General features: G+C 73.6%; 22 protein-coding genes. 13 read left to right on the plus strand and 9 right to left on the minus strand.

What is annotated here, in order from left to right; translation table 11 throughout:
* Nucleotides 1–245: 245 nt before the first annotated feature.
* Both WME98_RS47030 and WME98_RS47035 read left to right on the plus strand, forming a co-directional pair.
* Nucleotides 246–629 (plus strand): ribosome-binding factor A, encoded by a 384-nt coding sequence (locus WME98_RS47030; RefSeq protein ID WP_437948121.1) that lies wholly within the window; start codon nt 246–248, stop codon nt 627–629.
* Complete coding sequence (locus WME98_RS47035) at nt 626–1,753, plus strand: RtcB family protein (RefSeq protein WP_437948122.1); 1,128 nt, start codon at nt 626–628, stop codon at nt 1,751–1,753. Before WME98_RS47030 ends, WME98_RS47035 begins: the two co-directional genes overlap by 4 nt.
* A 47-nt stretch (nt 1,754–1,800) precedes the next feature.
* Here WME98_RS47035 and WME98_RS47040 read toward each other — a convergent pair whose 3' ends face one another.
* Nucleotides 1,801–4,413, minus strand: a complete 2,613-nt coding sequence (locus WME98_RS47040; protein WP_437948123.1) for a S8 family serine peptidase — start codon at nt 4,411–4,413, stop codon at nt 1,801–1,803.
* A gap of 606 nt (nt 4,414–5,019) precedes the next feature.
* On the opposite strand from WME98_RS47040, the gene WME98_RS47045 reads away from it, so the two are divergent.
* The 4 genes from WME98_RS47045 to WME98_RS47060 all read left to right on the plus strand — a co-directional run bounded on the left by WME98_RS47045 (nt 5,020) and on the right by WME98_RS47060 (nt 8,923).
* The gene (locus WME98_RS47045; RefSeq protein WP_437948124.1) at nt 5,020–5,373 is read left to right on the plus strand and encodes a hypothetical protein; all 354 of its coding nucleotides are present in this window, start codon (nt 5,020–5,022) and stop codon (nt 5,371–5,373) included.
* Nucleotides 5,370–6,332 (plus strand): NAD-dependent epimerase/dehydratase family protein, encoded by a 963-nt coding sequence (locus WME98_RS47050; RefSeq protein ID WP_437948125.1) that lies wholly within the window; start codon nt 5,370–5,372, stop codon nt 6,330–6,332. The genes WME98_RS47045 and WME98_RS47050 overlap by 4 nt, the downstream gene beginning before the upstream one ends.
* Nucleotides 6,333–6,382: 50 nt before the next feature.
* Entirely contained in the window at nt 6,383–7,057 is a 675-nt protein-coding gene (locus tag WME98_RS47055; RefSeq protein ID WP_437948126.1) for a glutathione S-transferase family protein, read from the plus strand.
* Between the two features lie 117 nt (nt 7,058–7,174).
* Nucleotides 7,175–8,923 carry a cation:proton antiporter gene (locus WME98_RS47060; RefSeq protein WP_437948127.1) on the plus strand — a complete coding sequence of 583 codons (1,749 nt, stop codon included), beginning with the start codon at nt 7,175–7,177 and terminating at the stop codon, nt 8,921–8,923.
* A 25-nt stretch (nt 8,924–8,948) separates the two neighbouring features.
* On the opposite strand, the gene WME98_RS47065 is transcribed toward WME98_RS47060, so the two are convergent.
* A complete protein-coding gene (locus WME98_RS47065; protein WP_437948128.1) occupies nt 8,949–9,887 on the minus strand; it encodes a DMT family transporter in 939 nt (312 codons plus the stop codon).
* Between the two features lie 302 nt (nt 9,888–10,189).
* Between WME98_RS47065 and WME98_RS47070 the strand changes: the two genes are divergently transcribed.
* Together WME98_RS47070 and WME98_RS47075 are read left to right on the plus strand one after the other, a co-directional pair.
* Entirely contained in the window at nt 10,190–11,065 is an 876-nt protein-coding gene (locus WME98_RS47070) for an ABC transporter permease (RefSeq protein ID WP_063823965.1), read from the plus strand.
* A 19-nt stretch (nt 11,066–11,084) separates the two neighbouring features.
* The gene (locus WME98_RS47075; RefSeq protein WP_437948129.1) at nt 11,085–11,978 is read left to right on the plus strand and encodes an MlaE family ABC transporter permease; all 894 of its coding nucleotides are present in this window, start codon (nt 11,085–11,087) and stop codon (nt 11,976–11,978) included.
* Between the two features lie 25 nt (nt 11,979–12,003).
* On the opposite strand, the gene WME98_RS47080 is transcribed toward WME98_RS47075, so the two are convergent.
* Nucleotides 12,004–12,744: an ABC transporter ATP-binding protein gene (locus WME98_RS47080; protein ID WP_061629343.1), complete on the minus strand. Its 741-nt coding sequence runs from the start codon at nt 12,742–12,744 to the stop codon at nt 12,004–12,006.
* 161 nt (nt 12,745–12,905) lie between these two features.
* Between WME98_RS47080 and WME98_RS47085 the strand changes: the two genes are divergently transcribed.
* Complete coding sequence (locus WME98_RS47085; RefSeq protein WP_061629344.1) at nt 12,906–13,928, plus strand: MlaD family protein; 1,023 nt, start codon at nt 12,906–12,908, stop codon at nt 13,926–13,928.
* A gap of 70 nt (nt 13,929–13,998) precedes the next feature.
* Here WME98_RS47085 and WME98_RS47090 read toward each other — a convergent pair whose 3' ends face one another.
* Entirely contained in the window at nt 13,999–14,214 is a 216-nt protein-coding gene (locus WME98_RS47090; protein WP_437339000.1) for a biotin/lipoyl-binding carrier protein, read from the minus strand.
* Nucleotides 14,215–14,667: 453 nt separating this feature from the next.
* On the opposite strand from WME98_RS47090, the gene WME98_RS47095 reads away from it, so the two are divergent.
* From WME98_RS47095 to WME98_RS47105, 3 genes are read left to right on the plus strand one after another with little or no spacing between them, the layout of a single operon-like run.
* Nucleotides 14,668–15,435: a hypothetical protein gene (locus WME98_RS47095; protein ID WP_437948130.1), complete on the plus strand. Its 768-nt coding sequence runs from the start codon at nt 14,668–14,670 to the stop codon at nt 15,433–15,435.
* Nucleotides 15,436–15,454: 19 nt separating this feature from the next.
* On the plus strand, nt 15,455–16,234 hold the full coding sequence (gene pyrF / locus WME98_RS47100) for an orotidine-5'-phosphate decarboxylase (RefSeq protein WP_437948131.1): 780 nt from the start codon (nt 15,455–15,457) through the stop codon (nt 16,232–16,234).
* Nucleotide 16,235: 1 nt separating this feature from the next.
* Nucleotides 16,236–16,982: a TrmH family RNA methyltransferase gene (locus WME98_RS47105; protein ID WP_437339003.1), complete on the plus strand. Its 747-nt coding sequence runs from the start codon at nt 16,236–16,238 to the stop codon at nt 16,980–16,982.
* 512 nt (nt 16,983–17,494) lie between these two features.
* On the opposite strand, the gene WME98_RS47110 is transcribed toward WME98_RS47105, so the two are convergent.
* Both WME98_RS47110 and WME98_RS47115 read right to left on the minus strand, forming a co-directional pair.
* Nucleotides 17,495–18,718, minus strand: coding sequence for a cysteine desulfurase family protein (locus tag WME98_RS47110; protein ID WP_437948132.1), 1,224 nt, complete (start codon nt 18,716–18,718; stop codon nt 17,495–17,497).
* A 5-nt stretch (nt 18,719–18,723) separates the two neighbouring features.
* The gene (locus tag WME98_RS47115; protein WP_061629350.1) at nt 18,724–19,986 is read right to left on the minus strand and encodes a hybrid sensor histidine kinase/response regulator; all 1,263 of its coding nucleotides are present in this window, start codon (nt 19,984–19,986) and stop codon (nt 18,724–18,726) included.
* Between the two features lie 389 nt (nt 19,987–20,375).
* Here WME98_RS47115 and lnt point away from each other — a divergent pair, with 389 nt between their 5' ends.
* Nucleotides 20,376–22,070 carry an apolipoprotein N-acyltransferase gene (lnt, locus tag WME98_RS47120; RefSeq protein ID WP_437948133.1) on the plus strand — a complete coding sequence of 565 codons (1,695 nt, stop codon included), beginning with the start codon at nt 20,376–20,378 and terminating at the stop codon, nt 22,068–22,070.
* Nucleotides 22,071–22,124: 54 nt separating this feature from the next.
* Here lnt and WME98_RS47125 read toward each other — a convergent pair whose 3' ends face one another.
* The 3 genes from WME98_RS47125 to coaE all read right to left on the minus strand — a co-directional run bounded on the left by WME98_RS47125 (nt 22,125) and on the right by coaE (nt 25,168).
* Nucleotides 22,125–22,775, minus strand: a complete 651-nt coding sequence (locus WME98_RS47125; protein ID WP_020736395.1) for a DUF72 domain-containing protein — start codon at nt 22,773–22,775, stop codon at nt 22,125–22,127.
* 127 nt (nt 22,776–22,902) lie between these two features.
* Nucleotides 22,903–24,504, minus strand: a complete 1,602-nt coding sequence (locus tag WME98_RS47130) for a ribonuclease H-like domain-containing protein (RefSeq protein WP_437948134.1) — start codon at nt 24,502–24,504, stop codon at nt 22,903–22,905.
* 37 nt (nt 24,505–24,541) lie between these two features.
* Complete coding sequence (gene coaE, locus WME98_RS47135) at nt 24,542–25,168, minus strand: dephospho-CoA kinase (RefSeq protein ID WP_437948135.1); 627 nt, start codon at nt 25,166–25,168, stop codon at nt 24,542–24,544.
* Nucleotides 25,169–25,368: the final 200 nt, after the last annotated feature.

The raw sequence follows: 25,368 nt of genomic DNA on the forward strand, positions 1-25,368 counted from the left end.
GCGCCGGAGCGGCAGGCGCGCGCGGCCCGCGGAAGCGCGGCCTTGCGCGCCTTGCGCGCCTGCCCTCGCTCGTGCACCCTTCGCAGCGAAGGAGGCCCGCCATGCACCCGATTGCATCGACGAGCCTCGGTCTGGCGCGCCGCTGAGCGCGCCGGCGAGGCTCACATCCCCGAGCTCATCTCGCGTGTCGCTGGAAACCGCGCGGCAGACGCGTAGGTGCGTCGCCGCGCCCTCGGGAGCATGGCATGAGCAAGGATCGATCGCGGAGCCGCGAAGACGCGCGCTCCGTCGTGGACGCAGGTTCGTTGTTCGGTGGGACGGCGGCGCGGAAGGCGCAGCGCAAGGAGCGCCAGCTCTGCCGTCAGGTGCAGGAGGCGGTGAGCGACGCGCTCGCCGCGCTCCGCGATGACGTCCTCCAGGACGTCTGGGTGATGCAGGTGGAGCCGGCGCCCGACGCGAGCCGGCTCGCGGTGGTCGTGCAGGTCGGGCCGGGCACGCCGCCGGAAGCGGCGGCGGCGCGGCTCGCGCGGGTGGCGGGCTACGTGCGCGCGGAGGTGGCGGGGGCGATCACGCGCAAGCGCGCGCCGACGCTCGCCTTCCAGGTGCTGCCGCCGGAGGAGGAGCCGTGAGCGCGCGCATCGCCGCGTGGCTCCCGGACGGCGCGGGCGCGGCGCTCGACGCCTCGCTCGCGCGGCTCGCGCGCACCGAGGACGTCGCGCACGTCGCGGTGATGCCCGACGCGCACGTGGCCGACGACGTGTGCGTCGGCACGGTGACCGCCACGACCCGCCGCCTCCTGCCGGCGGCGGTCGGCGGCGACATCGGGTGCGGCATGGTCGCCCTGCGGCTCCGCGCGGGCGCCGATCTGCTCGCGGACCGCGACCGCGCGGCGCGGCTCCTCTCGGGGCTCTGCCGTCGCGTCCCGCACGTCCTGCACCTGGCCGCCGGCGCCCCGCCGCTGCCGGACGACCTCGCCGAGGCGCGGCTCGGCGCGCCGCGGCTCGAGGCGATGAAGCGCCGCGAGGGCCGCATGGAGCTCGGCACACTCGGCCGGGGAAACCATTTCCTGGAGGTGCAGCGCGACGAGGAGGGCGCGCTGTGGCTGCTCCTGCACAGCGGCTCGCGCGCCATGGGGCCGGCGATCCGGGAGCACCACGAGGCGCTCGCGGCGCGCGATCCCTCGGGGGTCCGCTTCCTCGAGGCCGACAGCGAGGCAGGGCGCGCGTACCTCGCCGACGCGGCGTGGGCCGCGAGCTACGCGCGGGCGAGCCGCGCCCGGATGGCGGCCGAGGCCGCGGGGCTCTTCGCCGAGCTGTTCGGCGTCGAGGTCGACGCGCCGTCGCGCATCGAGGTCGATCACAACCACGTGCGGCTCGAGGAGCACGGCGGGCGCGCGCTCTGGGTGCACCGCAAGGGCGCCATGGGGCTCCGCGAGGGCGAGCTGGGCGTCGTGCCCGGGTCGATGGGGAGCCCGAGCTTCCACGTGGCGGGGCGCGGCCACCCCGACGCGCTCGGGTCGTCGGCGCACGGCGCCGGGCGCGCGCTGCCGCGGGGCGAGGCGCGCCGCCGCATCGGCGCGCGGCAGCTGCTGCGGGAGGCCGAGGGCGTGTGGTTCGATCATCGCCTCGCCGACCGGCTCCGCGAGGAGGCGCCCTCGGCTTACAAGGACATCGGCGCGGTCATGCGGGCGCAGCGCGCGCTCGTGCGCGTCGTCCGCCGGCTCCGGCCGGTGCTCGTCTACAAGGCGCCGTGAGCGCACCGCTCACGGACGATCGACACAAGGCGCCGTGAGCGCACCGCTCACGGCCGATCGATCGTGAAGACGGGCGACGTCCACGTGTCCCAGTGCGCCTCGTTGCCCGGATCGCCGAGCGCCCGGAGCGCGCGGAGCTTGATCCGATAGTCCCCGTCCGGCACGACCGTCGGCCGCCCGTCGAGCTTCGTCGTGCCCTTCCACCCGTACCGCGTGGCCGCCGTCGCCGACGAGCTCTGGCCGACGTGCGAGAGCGAGAGCGCGCTCCCCCACGGCTTCGCGGTCGCGGCATCGACGACGTCGAGGGTCACGCGCTCCGCGCCGTGGTCGAAGTGGACCATCACGTACGGCACGTCGTCCGACGCCAGGGTGTAGGTCGCGCCGCTCCGCTGGGGGACCATGCGCGTCCCGCTCAGCTTGCCGAGCCACGGCGCCTCGCTGCTGCCCGACGGCTTGAGGACGGGGACGCTCTGGTAGTCGCCCTTGAACCCCGCGTACGGCACCCGCAGCGGGCCGTCGGCCGCGCCGCCCCGCGGGGTGAACACGAGGTAGCCGCCGAACAGGCTCCCGTCCGCGAGCGCGTCGCTCGCCCTGATCGTGACGGTGACGGTCGCGCGCCCGCGGGCGGGCACGGTGACGCTCGGGGCGCCGAAATCGACGGCCGCGGCGCCGGCCGTCGCGCTCGTCGGCCTCCAGTGATCGCCGCCCGTCGCGCACGCGGCGGGCGCGTGCGACAGGTCGTAGGTGACGTCGTGCACGGCCGCGTTCTCGAGCGTCAGCGTGCGCGCGGCGGGGCCGGCTTCGCTCTCGCCGAGCGCGAGTTTGCCGGGGCTGATCACGGTGGTCGCGCGGATCGCCCGGTCGACGCGGATCACCCCCGCCCCCTGCCGGTGCGCGCCCTCGAGCACCTGCCCGCTCGGATCGCCGCCCCGCGGCGCGGGGACGGCGCTGTTCTGCAGGACGTCGCGCACGCGCGGCGCCGAGAGCTCCGGGCGCGCGTCGAGCAGGAGCGCGACGGCGCCCGCCACGTGCGGCGCCGCCATCGACGTGCCGCTGAGCGTGTCGTACGAGCCCTGCTCGACCGGTACCGTCGAGTAGATCGCGCCGCCGGGCGCGGCGAGGTCGGGCTTGAAGGAGAGCGCCGCGCTCAGGCCGTGCGAGCTGAAGCCGGAGATGAGGCCCGCCGTGCTGCTCTGCGCGGCCACGGCCCGATCGGTCCAGCTGTGGGTCAGCGGCCCCGCGTCGAGGCGCGCGCTCAGCAGCTCGCCGTCGGCCTGCGCGATCCCCACGACCGGGATCGAGATCGGGCCGCCCGACGCGACCGACGGGTTCATCTCCCCGCCCCGGTCGTTGTAGATCACGACGCCAGCCGCGCCCGCGGCCTGCGCGCGCGCGGCCTTCTCGTGGAAGGGGCAGCCGCCGCGCCGGACGAGCGCGATCTTGCCCGCGAGGCTGCCCGCGGGGAGCTCGTCGCAGGCGTCGCGCGCGCTCGCGGGCGTCCCGGTGCGCGCGAGCGGCGCGCTCCCCGAGAGCGGCGGGGGCGGGCTCCCCTCCGCGCGCGCGTAGCCGATCGCCGCGTTGCCCGGCGCCACGGTGAACGACAGGCGGGTCACGCGGGTGCCGTCGATCGACGCGGCGCCGATGACCGCCTCGCCCACGCCGGGCGCGCCCGCGGCCCAGAGCCCCTTCTCGCCGCTGTTGCCGATCGACGCGACGACCACGACGCCCCGCGCGACGAGCGCGGTCGCCGCGGCCGCCGTCGGGTAGTCGGGCCACTGGAACGGCGTTCCGATGCTGATGTTGACGACGCGCATGCCGTCCTCGGCGGCCCGCTCCATCGCCTTGAGGATGATGTCGGCGCGCGATCCGCCGCGGCAGCCGAACACGCGGTAGGCGCCGAAGGTCACGTCCGGCGCCACGCCCTGCACGATCCCGTTCGCCCCGATGATGCCGGCGACGTGCGTGCCGTGGCCCAGGCAATCGTCGGGGTCGCCGTCGGGCACCGGCGGCTTGCTCGCGTCGCCGCTGACGAAGTCGTCGCCGACGAAGTCGTGTCCGAACGCCACGCGGCAGCCCTGGCCGAAGCAGCCGCCGAGGTCGGGGTGATGGTAGTCGACGCCGCTGTCGATCACGCCGACGCGGATGCCCTCGCCGGTCACGCCGAGGTCGCGGCGCACGAGGTCCGCGCCAGACATGTCGCTCGCGACGGCGAGGTCCGGATCGACCGCGGTCGCGGCGCGCGCGACGTCGAGCTCCACGGGCACGACGGGGTAGACGGCCTTGACCCCGGGCATCTCGGAGAGCGCGGCGGAGCCCCCGCGCGCGACGCGAACGGAGAGGCCGTTCCAGAGCTCCTCGAACGAGAACCGGAGCGCGTACCGGAGCCCGCGCTCCTCGGCCGCCCGCCGGAAGAGCGCCCGCTCCTCGTCGGCGAGGCCCTTCGCGCGCGCGCGCCCGCCGCTCGTCGCGGCCGGCGCGCGCTCGAGCTCCACGAACCAGAGCTCCGTCGGCTCCTCCGGCGCGAACGCCGCCTCGCCCGCCGCCGCGCCGTCCGGAGGGGCGTTGTTCTGGCCCGCTCCCTCGACTCCAAGCTCTCCGCTGCACCCTGAAAGAGCGATGTGGAGGCAAGCCAGACCGAACCAGCGCACACCGTATTTCATGAGCCCTGTTCCGCGCGTGCCGTTCATTGAATCAGCTATGTTCGATGGCGCGAATCGGTCAAGCGAGAGCGGGGCGAGAACGGCTCTGAGAGCGAGCCTCGCCACGTCATCGTCGTAGACCCTGGAAGAGCGGCTGTTTCAGGTCAGCCCTCCTTTCGCGCCGGGGCGCAAGGGGACAGAGAGATAATCTGTTCCCCGCTTCCCCTTGCGTCCCTTGCGCCCTGGCGGTCCTCTTCCCATCTGCCGATTTTCTCTGGATCTTGACGTGATCGGTGTTCTAGGGTCGCGCGGCTCTCCGGCGCGGACGGCGCCGGGGCTCGGATGTGGAATGACGGTCCTCGCGCGCGCCTTGTTCTCCATGCACCATCGCCTGGTCCACGTGCCGCGCGTGGGCCGCGTCGCGCGGGCGCTGGCCGCGCAGGTGGGCCGCGCGTCGTCGCTGCTCGACGTGGGCGCGGGCGACGGGACGGTCGCGCTCGAGGTCGCGCGCCGGGTGGGCGCGCAGCGCGTCGTCGGCGTCGACGTGAAGGCGCGCCCCGGCGCGGCGCTCCCGGTCGTCGCGTACGACGGCGAGCGCCTCCCCTTCCCGACGGGGCGTTCGAGGCGGTGCTCCTCTCCGACGTGCTGCACCACTGCGCGCGCCCCGCCGCGCTGCTCGCGGAGGCGCTCCGGGTCGCCGCGCGCGTCGTCGCGCTCAAGGATCACTTCCGCTTCGGCCCGGTCTCGGAGAAGGTGCTGCTCCTCATGGACGTCGTCGGCAACGCCGCGCCGGGCGTCGAGGTGCGCGGCGCCTACTTCACGCCGGGCGAGCTCGTCGAGCTCGTGCGCGGCGCGGGCGGGCGCATCACCGGCCTCGAGTGGCCGCTCCGGATCCACGACATGCCCTTCCGCTTGGTGACGCAGGATCGACTGCAGTTCGCGGCCCGGGTCGAGCGCCCGGCCGGAGGAGGTGGGCGATGACCGGGCTCAGGTCGTTCGTCGTCGGCGGCGCCGGGTTCATCGGGAGCCACCTCACCGATCGCCTCGTCGAGCGCGGCCCCGTGACGCTGTACGACAACCTCTCGGTCGGGCGCCGCGCGTTCGTGGCCTCGCACCTCGCCTCCGGGCGCGCGACGCTCGTCGAGGCGGACGCCCTCGACCTCGAGCGCCTCACCGAGGCGATGGCGGGCCACGACCTCGTCGTGCACCTCGCCGCGAACCCCGAGGCGCGCTGGGGGCTCGCGCGGACGCGGCTCGATCTCGAGCAGGGGACGATCGCGACGTACAACGTGCTCGAGGCGATGCGGCGCACGGGGGTGAGCCGGCTGATCTTCTCGTCCTCCGGGACGGTCTACGGCGACACCGCGCGGCGGTGCGCCGAGGGCGATCTCGGCGCCCTGCCGATCTCGCTCTACGGCGCGAGCAAGCTCGCGGGCGAGGCGCTCATCAGCGCCTATGTCGAGTGCTTCGGCCTCACCGCGTGGATCTACCGCTTCGGCAACGTGGTCGGGCCGCGCGGGACCCACGGTGCGGCGCTCGATTTCCTGAAGAAGCTCCGCGACCGCCGCACCGAGCTCGAGGTGCTCGGCGACGGGCGCCAGTCGAAGCCGTACCTCGATGTCCGCGACTGCGCGGAGGGGATCCTGTTCGGCTTCGATCGCGCGGCGGAGCGGCTCAACATCTTCAACCTCGCGCCCGAGGACGCGACGAGCGTCTCCCGCATCGCGGAGCTGTGCGTGGCGGCGTCGCCCTACCCCGACGCGGTGATCCGGTATCAGGGCGGCGAGCGCGGGTGGCCCGGCGACGTGCCGCGATCGCGGATGGATCCGGGCAAGCTGGCGGCGCTGGGCTTCCGGGTGCGCCACACGAGCGACGAGGCCGTGCGCATGGCGGTGGAGGCGCTCGCGAGCGAGGTGTTCGGGGGCGAGCCGACGGGGTGAGGGCCAGGGCGGCGGCGCGCCCGGGCGCGCCGCGGTGGTAGACTCCGCGGATGGCTGAGCTCACTCTGTACATCGGAAACAGGTCCTATTCCTCGTGGTCGCTCCGGCCCTGGCTCGCCCTGAAGCACGCCGGCGCCGAGTTCGACGAGGTGGTGATCCCGCTCCGGGCGCCGGGCGTCCGCACCCCGGAGATCCAGCGCCACTCGCCCTCGGGCAAGGTGCCGGCCCTGAAGCACGGGGCGCTCACGATCTGGGAGTCGCTCGCGATCGCCGAGTACGTGGCGGAGAGCTTCCCCGACGCGAAGCTCTGGCCGGAGGCGCGCGGCGCTCGCGCCATCGCGCGGGCGGTGAGCGCCGAGATGGCGAGCAGCTTCGCCGCGCTCCGCACCGCGCTCCCGATGAACGTGCGGCGCAAGATCCAGGGCGTGGCGATCACCGAGGCCGCGTCGCAGGACATCGCGCGCGTCCAAGCGATCTGGAACGACTGCCGATCTCGCTTCGGCCAAGGGGGCGAGTTCCTGTTTGGCCGCTTCAGCGTCGCGGACGCGATTTACGCGCCGGTCGCGACGCGGTTCGACACCTACGGGGTCGAGCTCGACGCGGTCTCTCAGCGCTACGTGGCGTCGATCCTGGCCCTCCCCGCGATGCAGGAGTGGATCGCGAAGGCCAAGGAGGAGCCGCACATCATCGAGGCGTACGAGGCCATCGGCGTCGTGGGCAAGTAGGGGCCGGCACGCGGGCGCGACGATCGCGACGATCGATGACGATGTCGCGCAGCTTCCGCCGCTCCGTCGCGCGGTAACGGCTGCGGCCGGCGGCGAGAAGCGCTACTAGACGCGGACATGCCGCACGAACTCGACCTGATCCTCACGCTCACGGGCGGGCTCACCGCCGCCCTCGCGTTCGGCTTCATGACCCAGCGGCTGAGGCTGTCGCCCATCGTGGGCTACCTGCTGGCCGGGATCCTCGTCGGCCCCTTCACGCCGGGGTTCGTCGCCGACAAGGGGCTCGCGGATCAGCTCGCGGAGATCGGGGTCATCCTGCTGATGTTCGGGGTCGGCCTGCAATTCCACGTCCGCGAGCTCCTCGCCGTGCGCAAGGTCGCCGTGCCGGGCGCCCTCATCCAGATCGCCGTCGCCACCGCGCTCGGCGGCCTGGTCGGCCGCGCCGCGGGCTGGTCGTGGGCCGCGTCGATCGTCTTCGGCATCGCCATCTCCGTGGCGAGCACCGTCGTGCTCACGCGCGTCCTCAGCGACAGCCACGTCCTGCACACCCCGGCCGGTCACCTCGCCATCGGCTGGCTCGTGCTCGAGGACGTCTTCACCGTGCTCGTGCTCGTGCTGCTCCCCGCCCTGCTCGGCGGGGACGCCGGCGCGGGCGCGACGGGGGTCGCGGTGTCCGTGGGCATCGCGGTCTTCAAGCTCGCCGGGCTCGTGGCCTTCGTCTTCATCGTCGGACAGCGCGTCATCCCCACGCTGCTCGGTTACGTGGCGAAGACCGGCTCGCGGGAGCTCTTCACGCTGACGGTGCTCGTCGTCGCGCTCGGCGTCGCCGTCGGCTCGGCGAAGCTCTTCGGCTCGTCGATGGCGCTCGGCGCCTTCCTGGGCGGCCTCGTCGTCGGCCAGTCCGACTTCAGCTCGCGCGCCGCCTCCGAGGCGCTCCCGATGCGCGACGCGTTCGCCGTGCTGTTCTTCGTCTCGGTCGGCATGCTCCTCGACCCCACGCAGCTCGCCATCGGCTGGCCGGTCGCCGCGGCGACGCTCGCCGTGGTGCTGATCGGCAAGCCGCTCGCCGCGCTCTTCGTCGTGGTGCTGCTCCGCCGCCCCCTCCAGACCGCCTTCGCCGTGGCCCTATCGCTCGCGCAGATCGGAGAGTTCTCGTTCATCCTCGCGACGCTCGGCCGGCAGCTCGGCATCATGCCGGACGAGGCCTCGCAGGCGCTCGTCGTCGCGTCGATCGCGTCGATCACCTTGAACCCCCTGCTCTTCAGCCTCCGGGATCGCCTGGCGCGATCGACGTCGGCGCTCCTCCTGCGCCGCGGCGCCGCGGCGCAGGCCGGCGCGGAGCCCGCGCCGGTGGACGAGAGCGCCCACCGCACGGTCGTCGTGGGCTACGGCCCGGTCGGGCGGACGCTGACCCGGCTGCTCCGGGAGAACGGCATCGAGCCCACGGTCGTCGAGCTGAACGTCGACACGGTGAGGCACCTGCAGAGCCAGGGCATCCGCGCGATCTACGGCGACGCGACGCAGCGGGAGATCCTCGAGCGCGCCGGGGTCGGGACGGCAGACAGCCTGCTGTTCACGTCGGCGGGCCCGTCCGGGGACGCGGTGATCGAGCAGGCGAAGGGCATCAATCCGGGGCTGTTCGTCCTCGCCCGCGCCTTCTACATGCGCGAGGTGGCCGCGCTGAAGAAGGCGGGCGCGGACGTCGTCGTGACCGGCGAGGCCGAGGTCGCGTTCTCGATGACCGAGCGCCTCCTCGTGCGGCTCGGCGCGACGGCCGAGCAGGTGGAGCGCGAGCGCGAGCGCGTCCGGAGCGAGCTCTTCGGCACCAGCGCGCCGGAGCCCCAGCCCGCGGCGCCGGCGGGGTGATCCCGCGGCGGGGCGGCGGTCCGGCTCAGCGCGATTTGCCGAGCGAGGTCACGCCGCCGACGACCAGCGCGAGCCCGACGACCTGCTGCCACGCGAACGGCTCGCCCAGGATGACCCAGGAGAACGCGATCGTGAGCACCGGGCCGAGCGTCGAGAACGTCGCGGCCCGGCCGGCGCCGAGCCGCCGGATCGCCGCCGCGAGCAGGACGATGGGGAGCACCGTGCTGATCGTCGCCATCGCCGCCGCGTACCACCACACCGCGGCCGGGAGCTCCGAAAGCCGCGCGGGGCTCCCCGTCGCCGCGTAGTGCGCGAGCACCATCACGCACGAGGTCGCCCCGCAATACGCGGCGAGGCGCGTCGAGCCCACCCTGGAGGCGAGCTTGCCGACGCCGATGTAATAGAGCGCGTAGGTCACCGCGCTCGCGAACACCCACGCTCCGCCGACGGCGACGACCCGCGCGTCCCCGGTTTGCTCGAGATCGTGCCAGACGGCCGCCGCGAGGCCGAGATAGCACACGGCGAGCGCTCCCCAGGCCTTGGCGCGCACCGGCTGCTTCAGCCACACCGCGCCGATCAGGAGCACGAGCGTCGGATACACGAACAGGATCAGGCGCTCGAGGCCGGTGCTGATGTACGTGAGCCCGATGAAGTCGAACAGGCTGGACAGGTAGTACCCGAGGAAGCCGACGAGCAGCACGCCGCCCCAGAGGCGGGGCGTCATGCGCTCGGCGGCCTCGCCGCGCTCCCTCCGGGCGAGCCACAGGAAGAACGGCAGCGCGATGCCCATCCGCAGCGCGAGCAGCGACACCGCGTCGATCGGGTGCGCGGCGTAGGCGAGCTTCACGAAGATCGCCTTCAGCGCGAACGTCGCCGCGGAGAGGACGGCGAACGTCCGGCCGTCGTCGAGGAGGCCAGTCGGCAGCTCGCCGGTCAAGGTGTGCGCGCGCTCGGATTGGGACATGGAATCGCGCCTCTCGTCGTCACAGGCTCACAGGTCGATCCGCGGGAGACCGGGCATCGGCCGCCGCGCCGCCGCGCCACCGCGGCCCCGCCCCGCGGGCGCGCTCCTCGAGCGGGAGACGAGCCAACATTGCGCGTGGAAGTCCGCGTTTGCCATCGCACAGGACGGCTCCGGGGAGAGGCAGGTATTTTTCAGGTAGGGGACGATCTCCCGGCTGGGTAGCTGTCCGGGCCGCTGCGCGCGCGGATCGCGTCGGATCGGGCCGCGCTCCCCGTGGGCCTTGGGCTAAGCTCCCCGTTCCGATGACGTCTCCTGCTGGCCCAGGCACCGCCGCGCGCGTCCCGGGCGCGCTCCCCGCCCCCGGCGGGCCGCCCCCGCGGCGGCGGCGCGCGCCGCTCGCGCAGGAGCCCTCCGGCGTGCACCAGGTCGGCGCGTCGTTCCTGCAGATCGCCGCCACGGTCGGTGGCATGGCCGTGCTCGCGGGGCAGATCGCGGCGCGCGTGGCCACGCTCCGCGTCGACGGCGCCGAGTTCATGCGCAACCTCTACAGGATGGGCGTCAAGTCGATGCCCATCGTCGTCGTGACGGCGCTCTTCACCGGCGCGATCATGGTCATCCAGGCGGCGCCGCTGGTCGAGCGCTTCGGCGCGCACGGCCTGCTCGGCTGGGGCGCGGGCTTCGGCACGCTCCGCGAGATCGCCCCGCTGCTCACGGCGCTCATGATCAACGGCCGCGTCGGCGCCAACAACACCGCCGAGCTCGGCACCATGGTCGTCACCGAGCAGATCGACGCCCTCCGCGTGCTCGCGATCGACCCGGTGAGCTTCCTCATCGCCCCGCGCTTCCTCGCGATGGTGCTGACGCTGCTGCTCTCGGTGATCTTCGCCGACGCGCTCGCCCTGCTCGGCGCCGCGTTCACCGGCGACCTCCTGCTCGGCGTCGCCCCGGCCGTCTTCTACAACGGCCTCACGAGCGGGCTCCTCGGCATCGGCGACGTCATGAGCGGCCTCGTCAAGAGCGTCGTCTTCGGCGTCGTCCTCGCGCTCTCGAGCTGCCAGTACGGCCTCGGCGTGACCGGCGGCGCCCCCGGCGTCGGCCGCGCCGTCAACGCGACCGTCGTCGCCTCGGCCGCCGGCATCTTCATCCTCGACTACTTCGTCTCGTTCACGCTCGACTGACGGATCGACGGCGCCGCGCATGCCCCACTCCCACCCGAGCTTCCCGGATCGCGCGAGCGCTGGCCCCCCCACTGGCCCCCCCACTGGCCCCCCCACCGGCCCCCCCTCGAGCGAGCTCCGCGACGTCGCGCCCGAGCTGTCCGGCGTCGCCGCGCTCGGCGGCGCCGCGCTGTCCCTCCTCGCGTCCGCGCGCGAGCTCTACTCGGTGTTCGTAAGGACGCTTTACTACTGCGTGAAGGGCCGCCGCGAGCCGGGCGCCGTGCTCGTGCAGATGTACGAGATCGGCAACAAATCGCTGTTCTTCCTGACGGTCGTGATGGGCTTCATCGGGATGATCATGGTCTTTCAGGCCGGCCAGCAGGCCAAGCGGGTCATCCCGGATCTGACCATGCTCGGCGCGACCTACCTCGAGCTGCTCGTCCGCGATCTCGCCGCCTCGATCGGCGCGCTGATGCTCGCCACGCGCGTCGGCGCCGGCATCGCCGCCGAGATCGGCTCGATGGTGGTGACCGAGCAGGTCGACGCCCTGCGCATGTGCGCGGCCGATCCGATCGACTACCTCATCAAGCCGCGGTTCATCGCGAGCCTGCTCATGACGACGTGCCTCATCGTCTGGAGCGCCGCGGTCGCGTTCACCACGGGGATGGTCACCGCGTACAGCATGTTCGGCGTGAGCCCCGAGACGTTCATCAACGTGAGCCTCGTCGACGCGGGCGACCTCGCCACCGGCCTCGCCAAGTGCGTGGCGTACGGCGCCGCGATCCCGGTGGTCTCCGGCCACTCCGGACTCTCGACCTTCGGCGGCAGCGAGGGCGTGGGCTGGGCGACGACGCGGGCGGTCGTGAACTCCTCGCTCGCGGTCATCGTCCTCAACATGCTGATCTCGGCGGCCGCGTTCCTGATCTTCCGCTAGCCCGACCGCGCGGCCGCGCCGCGCCTCACTCGATCGGCCCCTCCGCGCTGCCGGTGATGAACTGCCGCACGATCGGGTCCTCGGCGCCCTGGAACACCGCTCGATCCCCGAGGAGGCGGACGAGCCCTTGATAGAGCATGACGATGCGGTCGGCGATCGTGAAGATGCTCACGAGATCGTGGCTCACGACGATGCTCGTCACGCCGAGCGTGTCGCTGAGCTCGCGGATCAGCTTGTCGACGCGCCGCGCGCTCACCGGGTCGAGGCTCGTGGTCGGCTCGTCGAAGAGCACGTAGCGCGGGTCGAGCGTGAGCGCGCGGGCGATGGCGACGCGCTTGCGCATCCCGTCGCCGAGCTCCGGCGGGAAGCGGTCGGCGAACTCGCGCATGTGCACCTGCTCGAGCCGCCGCCGCGCCTCCGCGAGCGCCTCCTTCGGCTTGAGCCCCTTGTGCTTGCGGAGCGGGAGCGCGACGTTCTCGGCGCACGTCATCGAGTCGAACAGCGTCGAGTGCTGGAACACCATCGCGCACTTCATCCGGACCGGGTACATCCGGGCCTCGTCGAAGCGGCTCACCTCCTCGCCGTCCAGCCAGATCTCCCCGCCGTCCGGGTAGAGCAGGCCGACGAGGTGCTTGATCAGCACGCTCTTCCCGACCCCCGACTGCCCGATGATGAAGAACACCTCGCCGTCCTCGACGTCGAACGAGACGTCCTTGAGGACCTCTTTGGGTCCAAAGGATTTTCTGACATTCCGGAACGAAATCATCGCGACCTGCGGGGTAATTGCGGTTGCGTCAGGGCAAAGGCAGCGCGAAGCGTCACGACGCGCGCCGGAAACAATGCGTCACAGGCGAGGAGGCACGCACGGCTGGATCCCGGCCTATTTCCCTCACCTTCTGCCGCAAGATCGGACAAGATGAAGCACCCATGGCAAGCCCGCGATCGATCGAGGTCAAAGTCGGGATCCTCATACTCACGGCGATCGGGCTCCTCGCCACGTTCATCCTCGTGATGGGCGGGGTCAACTTCCAGCCGAAGTACTCGATCTACGTCGAGTTCGACAACCCGGGCGGCCTCCAGACCGGGGCGCCGGTGAAGATCGCCGGGGTCGAGGTCGGCAAGCTCAGCGAGATCCACTTCCGCGGCGGCCAGGTCGGCAAGGACGGCCGCCGCGAGCCGCTCGTGCGCATCCAGCTGCGCGTCGAGGAACGTTACCAGCAGAGCATCCACGACAACGCCACGTTCTACGTCACGACGCAGGGCGTGCTCGGCGAGCAGTTCCTCGCGATCGAGCCGGGCTCGACCGATCGGCCGGTGCTCCCGGCGAACGCGGTCGTCCGGGGGCTGGATCCGCCGCGCCTCGACATGCTCCTCGCCGAGGGCTACGAGCTGCTGCACGCGACCGTCACGGCGATGCGCGAGCACCGGGAGGAGGTCGGCGAGGCGTTCGACGGGCTCCGGAAGACGCTGAAGGGCACCGGCGACTTCATGCACCGGAACCAGGACCGGCTCGATCGCATCGCCGAGAACGTCGAGCAGATCAGCCTCGACGGCACCGATCTCGTGAAGGACGCCCGGCAAAAGTACGTGAACAACCCGCAGATCGACCGGATCCTCGCGAACGCGGATCAGGTGAGCAGCACGGCCGCGCGCGATCTGCCGCCGCTCATGGCGGACGCGCGCGAGACGCTGGCCAACGCGCGCCGGCTGTCCACCACGGTGGGCGGCGAGCCGGAGCAGGCGAAGATCCGGAAGACGCTCGACGACATCGCCGAGATCGCGGGCAGGGCGAGGTCGGCGACCGCCGACGCCCAGGAGGTCCTCGCCCACGTCAAGCGCGGCAAGGGGACGGTGGGCGCGCTGGTGATGGACGAGCAGCTGTTTGACGACCTCCAGGAGCTCGCCCGCGACCTCAAGCACAACCCCTGGAAGTTCTTCTGGCGCGAGTGAGCGCCCGCCGCGCCCTCTCGGAGGCGGCGGGCAAGTCCGCGAAAGCGCGGACGCCGGCCGGCCCGGGCGGTCAGGCCAGCTTGATCAGCGGGGCGCCTTCGGTGACCGCGGCCCCCTCGGTGACGAGGATCTCCTCGACCGTCCCCTCGTCCTCGGCCTCGACGGGCATCTCCATCTTCATGGACTCGAGGATGACGACGACGGTCCCCTCTTCGACCCTGTCGCCCGGCTTGACCTCGATCTTCCACACGGTACCGGTGATGTGCGCCTTGATGACTTTTGCCATGGGCGCGCGAACCTACCGGAGAGCCGCCGAGAATCCAACGGGACCGTGGCGCGCGGCGCCGCGACCTCGGGAGGCGCTGTGTCGGGCTTCCCGGCCCGAGCATGTCCGCGGCCCCTCTCTGGACGGTACAGGTCGCTCGGCGGCGCGGGTGCGCGCGGCGGCGCGGGTACACAGGTGCGCGGACAACGGACGTCGAGGGCGTGGAAGCGTGGAAGGGACGGAGCGCTGCGATTTCCGCTGGTACCTGCCGTGCGCCACGGCGATAATCTGGCCGGCGGCCCCGCGGTTCCTCGACATCGCGAGGGTCGCGGTGATCGCGAAGATTTGCGTGAAAGCCGCGCTGCGGGTCAGAATCGTCTTGCTCGGTGCCCTCACCCGGGGCGACCTGCAGGTTCTCCGCGCCGCCCCTAGGTAGCCCAACCGCACGCGCTCGATCGAAGGAGCCACGAGGTCATGTCGGAACAGAAGGAAAGCTCGGTCCTGTTCTCGCTCAAGGAGCTGATGAACCTCGAGGAGGATCGCATCAAGACCGAAGAGGCCCAGAAGGCCGCCGCCGCCGCCGCCGCCGAGAAGGCGCGGGTCGAGGCGGAGCGCGCCGCGCGCGAGGCCGAGGAGCTGCGCCTCCGCACCGAGGAGGAGCGCCGCCGCAACGAGGAGCGGCGCGCCCGCGAGGAGGCTGCGCGGCTCGAGGCGATCCGGCAGGCCGAGATCGAGAAGGCGCGCGTCGAGGCCGAGCAGAAGGCGCGGCTCGAGGCGATGGCGGCGCAGCAGCACCACGAGCGCTCCCTCGCGGCGCTGCAGCAGGACGAGTCGAAGAAGAAGCTGCGCAAGCTCCTCATCGGCGGCGCCGTCGCCAGCGTGCTGGTGATCGGCGGCATCACCGTCGCCGCGGTCAAGTCGGCCCAGGAGAACGAGGCGCGCATCGCCGCCGAGGCCGCGCGCGCCCGCGAGCTCGAGGAGGCGAACAAGCGGCTCGAGGCGCAGATGAAGGAGTCCGAGTCCAAGATGTCGGGGCTCCGCGACCAGCTCGCGAGCGCGAAGGACGAGGCGACGCGCCTCGCCCTGCAGAAGCAGCTCGAGGCCGAGCAGCAGAAGCAGGAGCAGCTCCGCCGCGGCGGCGGAGGCGGCGGCGTGCGCCCGTCCGGCGGCCAGCCGGCGAGCGGCGGCAACAGCAAACCCTGCACCTGCGCCCCTGGCGATCCGCTCTGCAGCTGCTTCTGATCGGGGACGGGGTCACCGCATGACGAACACCGGCTACGTCAGGCAGAGGACGAGCCTCGGCGGCAGCTCGCTCGACGAGGCGCGCCGCAGGCTCGTCTTCCCGCTCGACTTCGCGACCCTCGACGAGGCCCGGGCGGCGGCGACCCGCGTCGCCCCCTCCGTCGGCGTGCTCAAGGTCGGCCTGGAGCTGTTCGTCCGCGAGGGGCCGGCCGCGATCGAGCTCGGCAGGTCGCTCGGCCTCGATGTCTTCCTCGATCTGAAGCTGCACGACATCCCCGAGACGGTGGCCCGCGCGGTGTCGAGCGCCGCCGCGCACGGCGTCCGCTACCTGACCGTGCACGCGGCCGGCGGCGCCGAGATGCTGCGGCGCGCGGCCCAGGAGGCGGCGCGCTCCCAGGATCTGATCCTCCTCGCCGTCACCGTGCTCACGTCGCTCGACGCGGGCGATCTGGCCGCGCAGGGCATCCAGGGGAGCGCGTCGGAGCACGTGGTGCGGCTGGCGCAGCTCGCGCGCGACGCCGGCATCCACGGGTTCGTCGCCTCGCCGCAGGAGGTGCCGGCGCTGCGAGAGGCGCTCGGGCGTGGCGAGCTCATCGTGACGCCGGGCATCCGCCTCGGCCCCGGGCAGGACGGCGCGCGCGCCGACGATCAGAAGCGCATCGCCACGCCCTCGGCCGCGATCTCGGCCGGCGCCGATCTCCTGGTGGTCGGCCGGCCGATCCGCGACGCGGCCGATCCGCTCGCCACGGCGCGCTCCATCGTGCAGGAGATCGCGCACACGCTCCACCCTCCGCGCTGACGTGAGCCGACTCGTCTACGGTCTCCAGCCCGTCCGGGAGGCGATCCGCGCGCACGGCGCTCGGATCGGCTGGGTCCTCGTCCAGCGCGACGGCGGCCCGAAGCTCGACGCGCTCGCGCGCCTCGCGGAGGGTCAGGGCATCCCGACCGAGCGCGCGCCGCGCGGCGAGCTCGATCGCCGCAGCGCCGGCGGCCGCCACCAGGGCGCCGTCGCGTCGGCGCCCGAGCTCCAGATCGTCGGGGTCGACGCGATCCCGGTCGTCGAGGAGGGCCAGCCCGGCGTCGGTACGATCACGGTGGCGCTCGACGGCGTGATGGACCCCCAGAATTTCGGCGCGGTGATCCGCAGCGCCGTCGCCCTCGGCGCGCGGGCGATCCTGTGGCCCGAGCACAGCTCGGCGCCGCTCACGCCGGCGACGTTCCGCGCGTCCGCCGGCGCGATCGAGCACGCGAGGCTCTGCCGTGTCCGCTCCTTGCCCGACGCGCTGGAGTCGCTCGCCGCCCGGGGTGTCGCCGCGATCGCGCTCGACGCGCAGGGCCCGGTCGAGCTCGGCGAGCTGCCCCTGACCGGCCCGGTCGCGATCGTGATCGGCGCCGAGGACAAGGGCACGCGCCGCTCGGTCCGCCGCGTCTGCCAGCACGTGGCCCGGCTCCCCATGACCGGCCCCATCTCCTCGCTGAACGCCTCGGTCGCCGGCGCGATCGCGCTCTACGAGGTCGTCCGGCAACGCCGCGCGCCCCGCGCGTAGCCCGAGGCCGAAAGCGATCGTCGCCTCGCCCGCGCGAGCGCACGTCGCCTCGCCCGCGCGAGCGCACGTCGCCTCGCCCGCGCCCTGCCCGGCGGACCCACGGCGCGTGCGCTGCGCGATCGTACGGCCGGCGCCGTAGGCCATTCCCGAGGGGACCTGGAGCGCTCGATCCCGCGCAATGAGACTGGCCTCGGCGCAACGCGCGCTGCGACGTCGTCAGGAAGCGCCGTCAGTTCATTCCTGAATTCAGAAAAATGATCAACAAATTTGCATAGATAAGCGGAACACCTGAAGCGGTTTCGAGCAGGGGGTCCATCGCTGAACAGGCTCGCAGCAGGACGGCCGATTCAATCCATTCAATGGATCGACAAAAAGAATCCACACCCCCCTCAAAAAGTTGAGTCGCTGCGAGGGTTTACCCCTGTGGACTCACCCTTTTCTGCGCGGTAATCCGGAATGGCTCGAGGGATGGTTCAAGAATCGACGGGCTCTCGGTAAGCGGCTGGATCGGCTCAGCTTCCGGCTGGAAGCGACCGGAGGCGGGAGAGCACGCGGGCCACGCGGCGCGCGGCCTCGACCAGGTCGGCTTCGGTCGTGTCCTCGCCGATCGAGAAGCGCACGGCGGAGGCCGCGCGCTCGGGTCCGAGCATCGCCGTGAGGACCGGGGACGGCTCGGCGGTCCCGGCGCTGCAGGCCGCGCCGCTGGACACGGCGACGCCCTCGAGGTCGAGCGCGGCGCAGAGCTCGTCGCCGCGCCAGCCGGGCCAGGAGAGGTTCGTGACGTGGGGGGCGCGCGCGCCCTCCCCGTTGCGGACCGGCGAAGCGCCGGCGGCGCGCCCAACCTGGGTGAGCTCGGCCTCGAGGCGATCGCGGAGCGGGGCGAGCGCCGCGTAGCGGGCGGGGGCGCCGAGCGCTCGACGGGCGGCGACGGCGAAGCCGGCCGCGGCCACGGGATCCTGCGTCCCGGGCCGCAGCCCGCGCTCCTGCGCGCCGCCGAGCAGGACGGGCCGGAGCCGGATGCCGGGCCGCGCCGCGAGGGCGCCGATCCCCTTCGGGCCGCGGATCTTGTGGGCCGCGACCGACACGAGATCCGCCCCGGCCCACGCCTCGGGCGGCAGGCGCCCCACCGCCTGGACGGCGTCCACGTGGAGCCGCGCCCCGCGGGCGTGGACGATCGCCGCGGCCTCGGCGACCGGCTGGACGACCCCCGTCTCGTGGTTCACCGCCTGGAGGCTGACGAGCCGCACCGGCGCGACCGCCGCCGCCCGGTCGATGGCCGCGGCGATCGCCTCCGGCGCGACCCGGCCGGACGGCTCGGGATCGACCCAGGCGACGTGCACGCCGCGGCCGGCGAGCCCCTCCGCGGCGCGGGTCACCGACGGGTGCTCGATCCGCGAGACCACGAGCGCGCCGTGGAGCCGCCCCGGCGCCGGCACCCCGGCCGCGCCCGCACCGGCCGCGCCTGCCTCGTCGCCGAAGGCGTGCAGGAGCGCGAGGTTGTTGGCCTCGGTCCCGCCCGAGGTGAGGGTCACGTCGCGCGCGTCGAAGCCGGTGAGCCGGGCGACCGCCTCCCGCGCCTGCTCGATGAACGCGCGCGCCCGCCGCCCCGGCCCGTGCACGCTCGCCGGGTTGGCCCAGGCCACCTCGGCGGCGGCCTGCATGGCCGCGAGGACCTCGGGGTGCGGCGGCGTCGTGGCGTTCCAGTCGAGGTAGATGACGCTGGAGGCAGGGCGCATCCGGCCTACGAATCGATGGGCGGCGACGAGGGCGGGCCGAGCCGGCCCGGCGAGCTGCCGTCGTCCTGGAGCGGCGCCCGCCGGGCGACCGTCAGGTAGAACGCGGCGCCGGTGAGCGACTCGCCCTCGATGACCTCGTTGCTCGGCGAGACGACGCGCACGTCGCCGCCGAGCCCGCGGGCGGTGCGCCGCGCGATCGCGAGCCCGACGCCGACGCCGCCGTAGGCGCGCGTGGCCGAGCCGTCGACCTGGTAGAACGGCTCGAAGATGCGCGGCTGGCGGTCGGCCTTGACCCCGGGCCCCGTGTCCGCGACGCAGAGCTCGTAGTGCCCCGACTGGAGCACGCTGACCCGCACGCCCGCGGTGCCGCCGGCCGGCGTGAACTTCGCGGCGTTCTCGAACAGCTGGATCATCGCCCGCTGCAGCCGGCCCGCGTCGCCCCAGGCGGGCAGCGGGCCGCGCGGGAGATCCTCGACGAGCTGGACCTTCCCCTCGGCGAAGCGGTCGGCCACCTGCGCGAGGGCGCGCCGCGTGGTGTCGAGGAAGTCGTACTCGGAGTGCATGAAGCGCATCCGGCCCGTCTCGATGCCGGTCACGTCGAGCAGGTTGTCGATGAGCGACCGGAGCCTGCGCACGCAGTCCTCCATCGCGAGCAGCGCCTTCTTCTGCGCCTTGTTGAGCGGGCCGAGCTCCTCGTCGGCGAGCAGCTTCACGTACCCGACGATCGGGGTCATCGGGGTCGCGAGCTCGTGCGAGATGTTGCGGTAGAACTCGGTGCGCGCGGCGTCGAGCTCACGCAGCCGGGCGTTGGCGCGCGAGAGCTCGGCCACCTTCTGCTCGAGGTGGGCGACGATGCGCTGGCTCTGCTCGCGCAGCCGGAGCGGCCCCTGCGACGCGGGGAGCTCCTCGCGCGCGCCGCTGAGGTAGCGGGCGATGACGGCCGAGAAGGAGCGCGCGTCGATCGGCTTCTGGAGGAAGCCGTCGCAGCCGACCGCGAGGCTCGTGTCCCGGTCGCCCTCGGCGGTGATCGCCACGATCGGGACGCCGGCGAGCGACGCCTCGCCGCGCAGGCGCAGCGTGACCTCGAACCCGTCGAGGCCGGGGATGTTCAGATCGACGAGGACGAGATCCGGGCGGTGCGCGCAGGCGAGGCGCACCCCTTCGAGCCCGTCGGCGGCCTCGAGGACCTCGTAGCCTGCGCTCTGGAGCAGCTTGCGGACGAGCAGGCGGTTCGCGGGATCGTCCTCGATGTGAAGTATCTTCGACATGGGCTCTGCGTGCGGATAGTAGTCACGAACGGCGGGGTTCAGGCACGTTCTGCGCTACTTTCCACCGCGTGACCAGGCGCGCCGGCGCGATCCGGGCCCGGTTCGTCCGCTTGGGGCGCTCGCTTGCAACGAGCTTGTTTCTTCGCGCTCGCTGAGCCCGTTGGGGGCCCGCGCGCAGCGGGTACCAGGCGCGCGCCGAGCGGGTGCCAGCCGCGCGCCGAGCGGGTTGCCAGCCGCGCGCCGAGCGGGCTGCCGCCGCGCGCCGAGCGGGTTGACGAGCGGCGGCGCCCATCCAATACGGGGGCCGCCATGCTCGGCTCCTTCAAGTTCGACCGCGCCGTCACGGCGGCGCCCTGCTTCGCCTCCCCCCGGTTCCCCCGGCGCTCCCGATGACGACCACGCACCAGCAAGAGAGCGAGGCCACCGGCGCAGGCGTCGGCGGCGGAGAGGCCGAAAACCTCCCTCGGCCGGAAGCGCCTCCCGGCGCGCCGCGCGAGAGCGCCGGCGCCGCGGCGCGGCCGCTGCCCGCGCGCCTCTCCTACGGGCTCGCGGCGCTCAGCGGCCTGTTCTATTTCCTCGGGTTTCCGGGGATGGACCTCTGGCCGATCTCGTTCTTCGGCCTCGTCCCGCTGATCGTGGCGCTGCGCGGGCAGACGCCGGGGCGCGCGGCGCTGCTCGGCTGGATCGCCGGCTTCGTCATGACGATGACCGGCTTCTACTGGCTGCTCGAGATGCTGCGGGTGTTCAGCGGATTCCCCACGATCCTCTGCGCGCTCTTCATGGCCATCCTCTGCGCCTACCAGGCCGGACGGATCGCCCTCTGCGGCTGGCTCTACGGGCGGGCCGAAGCGCGCGGATGGCCGGGCGCCGTGGCGTTCGCGCTCGCGTTCGTGACGAGCGAGCTCGTGTATCCGCTGCTCTTTCCCTGGTACTACGGCGCCTCGGTCCACAACGCGCCGGTCATGGGCCAGGTCGCGGATCTCGGCGGCCCCTACCTCGTCGGGCTGGTGCTTGTCGCCGCCAACCTCGCCATCGCCGAGCTGGTGACCTTCCGGCTCGATCGCGCGCCGCGCGCGGGCGGCGGCGCCGGCCCACGAGCCGGCCGCCCGCTCCGCCGCGCGGTCGTCGCGGTGGGCGTCGCGGCCCCCGCCCTCGCGGCCGTGTACGGCGTGATCCGCATGCGCGCCGTGGACGCGGCCGCCGCCGCGGCCGAGCCGATCAAGATCGGGATCGTCCAGCCGAACCTCGCGCTCTTCGACCGGCGGAACGCGCTCAAGATCCACGTGGACCGCACCCGGGCGCTCGCGAAGCAGGGCGCGGGGCTCGTCGTGTGGAGCGAGGCCGGCGTGCCGCAGGCCTTCCGCGAGTCGTCGTACAAGAACGACGTCCAGCGGTCGCTCACGAGCCGCCTCGGCGTCCCCACCGTGGTCGGCACGGTCATCCACCGGCTCCCGGCCGATCGGAACGAGCGCGGCGTGAGCTTCAACACGGCGCTGATGGCCGGCGAGGGGGGCGAGATCCTCGGGCGCTACGACAAGCAGTACCTGCTCGCGTTCGGGGAGTACCTCCCGCTCGGCGAGACGGTCCCGTACCTCTACACGCTGTCGCCGAACTCGGGCCGCTTCAGCCCGGGCACGTCGCTCGCCCCGCTCGAGTGGGACGGCCACCGGCTCGCGGCGATGATCTGCTACGAGGACATCCTGCCGCACTTCGTGAACAAGCTCGTCGCCGCGGGCGACCCCGACCTGCTCGTCAACCTCACGAACGACGCCTGGTTCGGCGACACGACGGAGCCGTGGATCCACCTCGCGCTCGCGAAGATGCGCTCCATCGAGCACCGCCGCTACCTCGTGCGCGCCACGAACAGCGGCGTCTCCGCGATCGTCGACCCGGTCGGCCGGGTCGTCGTGCACAGCGACACCTTCAAGGAGCAGACGCTGCTCGGCGAGGCGCGGTTCATGCGCGCGCGGACCGTCTACGGGACCGTGCAGGACATCCCGTGGTACGTCGCCGCGGCCGTGAGCGCCGCGATGGCGCTGTTCACGCGGCCGGAGCGCTGGCGCCTCCGCAGCGCCGCGCGCTGAGCCTCACCGCCGCGGCGCGGCGCGCTGGGCCGCGCCGCGGGCGGCGCGCCCGCGTCAGATCTTCATCGCCTTCTTGAAGCGCTTCGCGTCGGCGAACATGTCGACGTTCGTGAACACGTACGTCGCGTCGTCGTGCTTCGCGCCGCGCGCGATCTCCGCGAGCCGCTCGATCGCCGGGTCCTCGTAGCGCGACTTGTGCCCCGCCGGGCCGTGCAGGCGGTAGTAGGCCACCTTCAGCCGCGAGAGCCCCGCGGTCAGCGGATCGCGCGCGGCCAGGGCGCCGACCTCCTGGGTGAGCTCGTCGCTCTCGTCCGGATCCCACCCCGGGGGCGGCTCGAAGACGACGCGCTCGAAGCGCTTCTTCACGTTGACCAGGAAGTCGCGCAGGATCGCCTTGTTCGCGCGCGTCGGCGTGAACTCCGGGGGGCCGACGAAGACGGCGCTCTTCGCCTCGAGCTCGTCCGCCACGGCCTCGATGCTCTTCAGCGCCGTCTCGATGACCTTGCCGTCCCGGAAGCCCTCCTGCCCGATCTCGCGCGGACCGAGCAGGGCGAAACGAAAGCCGACCGGAGCTTCGCGCCGCCAGCGCCGGATCGTTCCAGGTCCCGGAAGGGACACGTGGGTCTCCTGCACCTCCACGAACATGAACTCGCGGAAATAGCGCGTCGCTGGGACGGGGAAACCGGCGCAGCCGACGGTAATCATCGCCCCCACCCTAGCCCACGCGCCCGCCGGCGAGAAGCCGGACCGATGGATTTCTCGATCGGCCCCGTCCCACCTACCTGCCCCCCACCCGGGGGCCCGCGCCGCAGGTTCCCGGGTGAGGGCCCGCTCACTCTTTCCCCTCGCGGCCCTCGCGCTCGGGCGCGGCGGCGGGCTGAGCGCACGGCCGCGCTCCGTCCGCTCCGCCGGCCACGGCGCGCTCGAACGGCAGCGCCAGCGCGGCGGCGCCGCCGGTCGCGCGATCGAGCTTCCGCCGCAGCCGGGCTCGGCGGCGCGCCTGCGCGGGCTCGGGCTCGGCGGTGCCCAGGTCGGCCAGGTCGAGGGCGCGGGCGAAGGCGCGCACGTGGTGCTCGTAGAGCTTCGCCAGCTCGAGGCGCACCGCGGGGTCGTCGATCTCGGCGGCGAGCGCCTCGTAGTCCGAGAGCGCCCGCGCCTTGTCCCCGCGCGCCTTCGCGATGTCGCCGCGCGCGCGGCGCGCCGCCGCGCCGCCGCCGCGCTCGACGGCCGCGTCCGCGAGCTCGGCCGCGCGCTCGAGCGCGCCCGCCCTCCGCAGCGTGGCCGCCACGCCGGCGAGATCGCCGGCGGCGAGGCTGCCGAGCGGCTCGCCGTAGAGGCCGACCAGCGCGACCATCGCGAGCACGTCGGCCGCGTTGTGCTCGACGACGCCGAGCAGCGCCTCCTCGTCGCCGGTGCGCAGGAAGTGGGCGTAGCACGCGACGATCTCGCCGCCGGGCACGTCCCCGACGCGCACCCGGCCGAGCACGTCGTGCTCCAGGGCGATCAGCGTGCGCGTCTTCAGCCGGGCCTTGTGGATGCGGCGGGCGACGTGGACGAGGTCGAGGTGTGGCAGCTCCGGCGGCGGCGGCAGGCGGTTCATCACGTAGCGCGTGCGCAGGAGCGGCATGTCGAACGCCTTGCCGTTGTACGTGATGATCATCGAGGCGCCTTCGAGGCGCTCGGCGAGGCGGCGCAGGATCGGCTCCTCCTCGCCGAGGCGACGCAGGAGGAGCTGCTCCATGACGAAGCCGTCGGACGAGGGCTCGCCGAGCGGGCCCGCGCTCGCCGCCCCGGGGTCGAACCAGGCGAGGCCGATCAGGAACGGCACGGTGCCCGTGCCGCCGGCGAGGCCCGTGGTCTCGGTGTCGAGGAACAGCGCCCTCCGCACGTCGCAGCCGGCGAGCGCGGGATCGAGCGCGAGCAGCGCGAGCATCGCCGGGTCGGCGTCGCGCGCGGCGACGAGCGGCGCGCGGCCGACGCGGGCCGCCGCGAGCGAGCGGGTGCGGCTCACGTAGAGTGGCCCGCCGGGCGTCTGCTCGACGTGGAACGGGAGCTCGCCGCGCGCCGGATCGGCCCGCGGCGTCGGCGGCGCGCCCCGGGCGACGATGCGGGAGATGCGATCGCGCAGCTCGTCGAGCGACGGCCGAGCGCCGCCCCCCGCGGGCGCGCCCGGCGCCGCGGGCCGCGGCCGCGCCGCCTCGGCCGGCGCGGCCACCACCAGGACCGCGCCGCCGGCGGCCGGGACCGCGCCGACGGCGTCCGCCTCGCAGAGGACCGGCGGAGGAGCCGGCGGCGCGGGCGGAGGGGCGGACGCCCGGTCGTCCGCCGCGGCGGGATCGCGGGCGAGCGCCGGCGCGGGGGCGAGCGGCGCGCTGCCCCGCCGCTCCGCCGGGAGCGGCCCGAGCCGCGCGAGCTTCGACTTGAACGACGTCATCGGCCGGCCGCGAGACTTCCACGCCGGGCACTGCGCATCAAGTCAGTGGTCCGGCGCGGCCGAGCTTCGCCCGGATCGCGGCGAGCACCTCGTCGGCCTGGCGCTCGGTCGCGGCGCGATCGCCGGCGTTGTCGATGACGTGGTCGGCGACCGCGACCTTGTCGGCGAGCGGGAGCTGCGCGGCGAGCCGGGCGCGCACCTGCTCCTCGGTCGCGCCGTCCCGCGCCATCGCGCGCGCGATCTGGACCGCCTCCGGCACCGCGACGACCACGAGCGGGCGGAACGCGTCGGCGAGCCCGTTCTCGACGAGGAGCGCCGCCTCGTAGCACGCGAACGGCTCGCCCCGCGCCTCGATCTCGGCGGCGCGCTCCAGGAGGAGCGCCCCGATGCGCGGGTGCACGATCGCGTTCAGCCGCCGGCGCTTGTCCGGATCGTCGAAGACGATCGCGGCGACGCGCGCGCGATCGAGCGAGCCGTCCGGCGCGAGCACCTCCGGACCGAAGGCGCGGACCACCTCGGCGAGCCCCTCGGTCCCCTTCGCCACCACGTCGCGGGCGAGCGCGTCGGCGTCGATCACCGGGAGCCCCTGCGCGCGAAACCGCGCCGCCACCGTGCTCTTGCCGGACCCGAGGCCGCCGGTGAGCCCGAACAGGACGAGCCCCATCGAGCTTCACCCCCCGCCGGGAGCGATCCGCGCTCCCACACCGCCATCCCACCCCGGCACACCGCCACAACGCATCGCGTCAGCACCGGCTCTCGTCGGCCGGTGACCGGAATTTTTCCGCTGGAGATCGACGGATCGCCGCAACGCCGGGGAAACGATGGCGGCGCCGGCGCCGAGCCCCGGCCGGGAGCGCCTGCTCT

The organism is Sorangium sp. So ce296 (assembly GCF_051529605.1).
Taxonomy (GTDB): Bacteria; Myxococcota_A; Polyangia; order Polyangiales; family Polyangiaceae; genus Sorangium; species Sorangium cellulosum_D.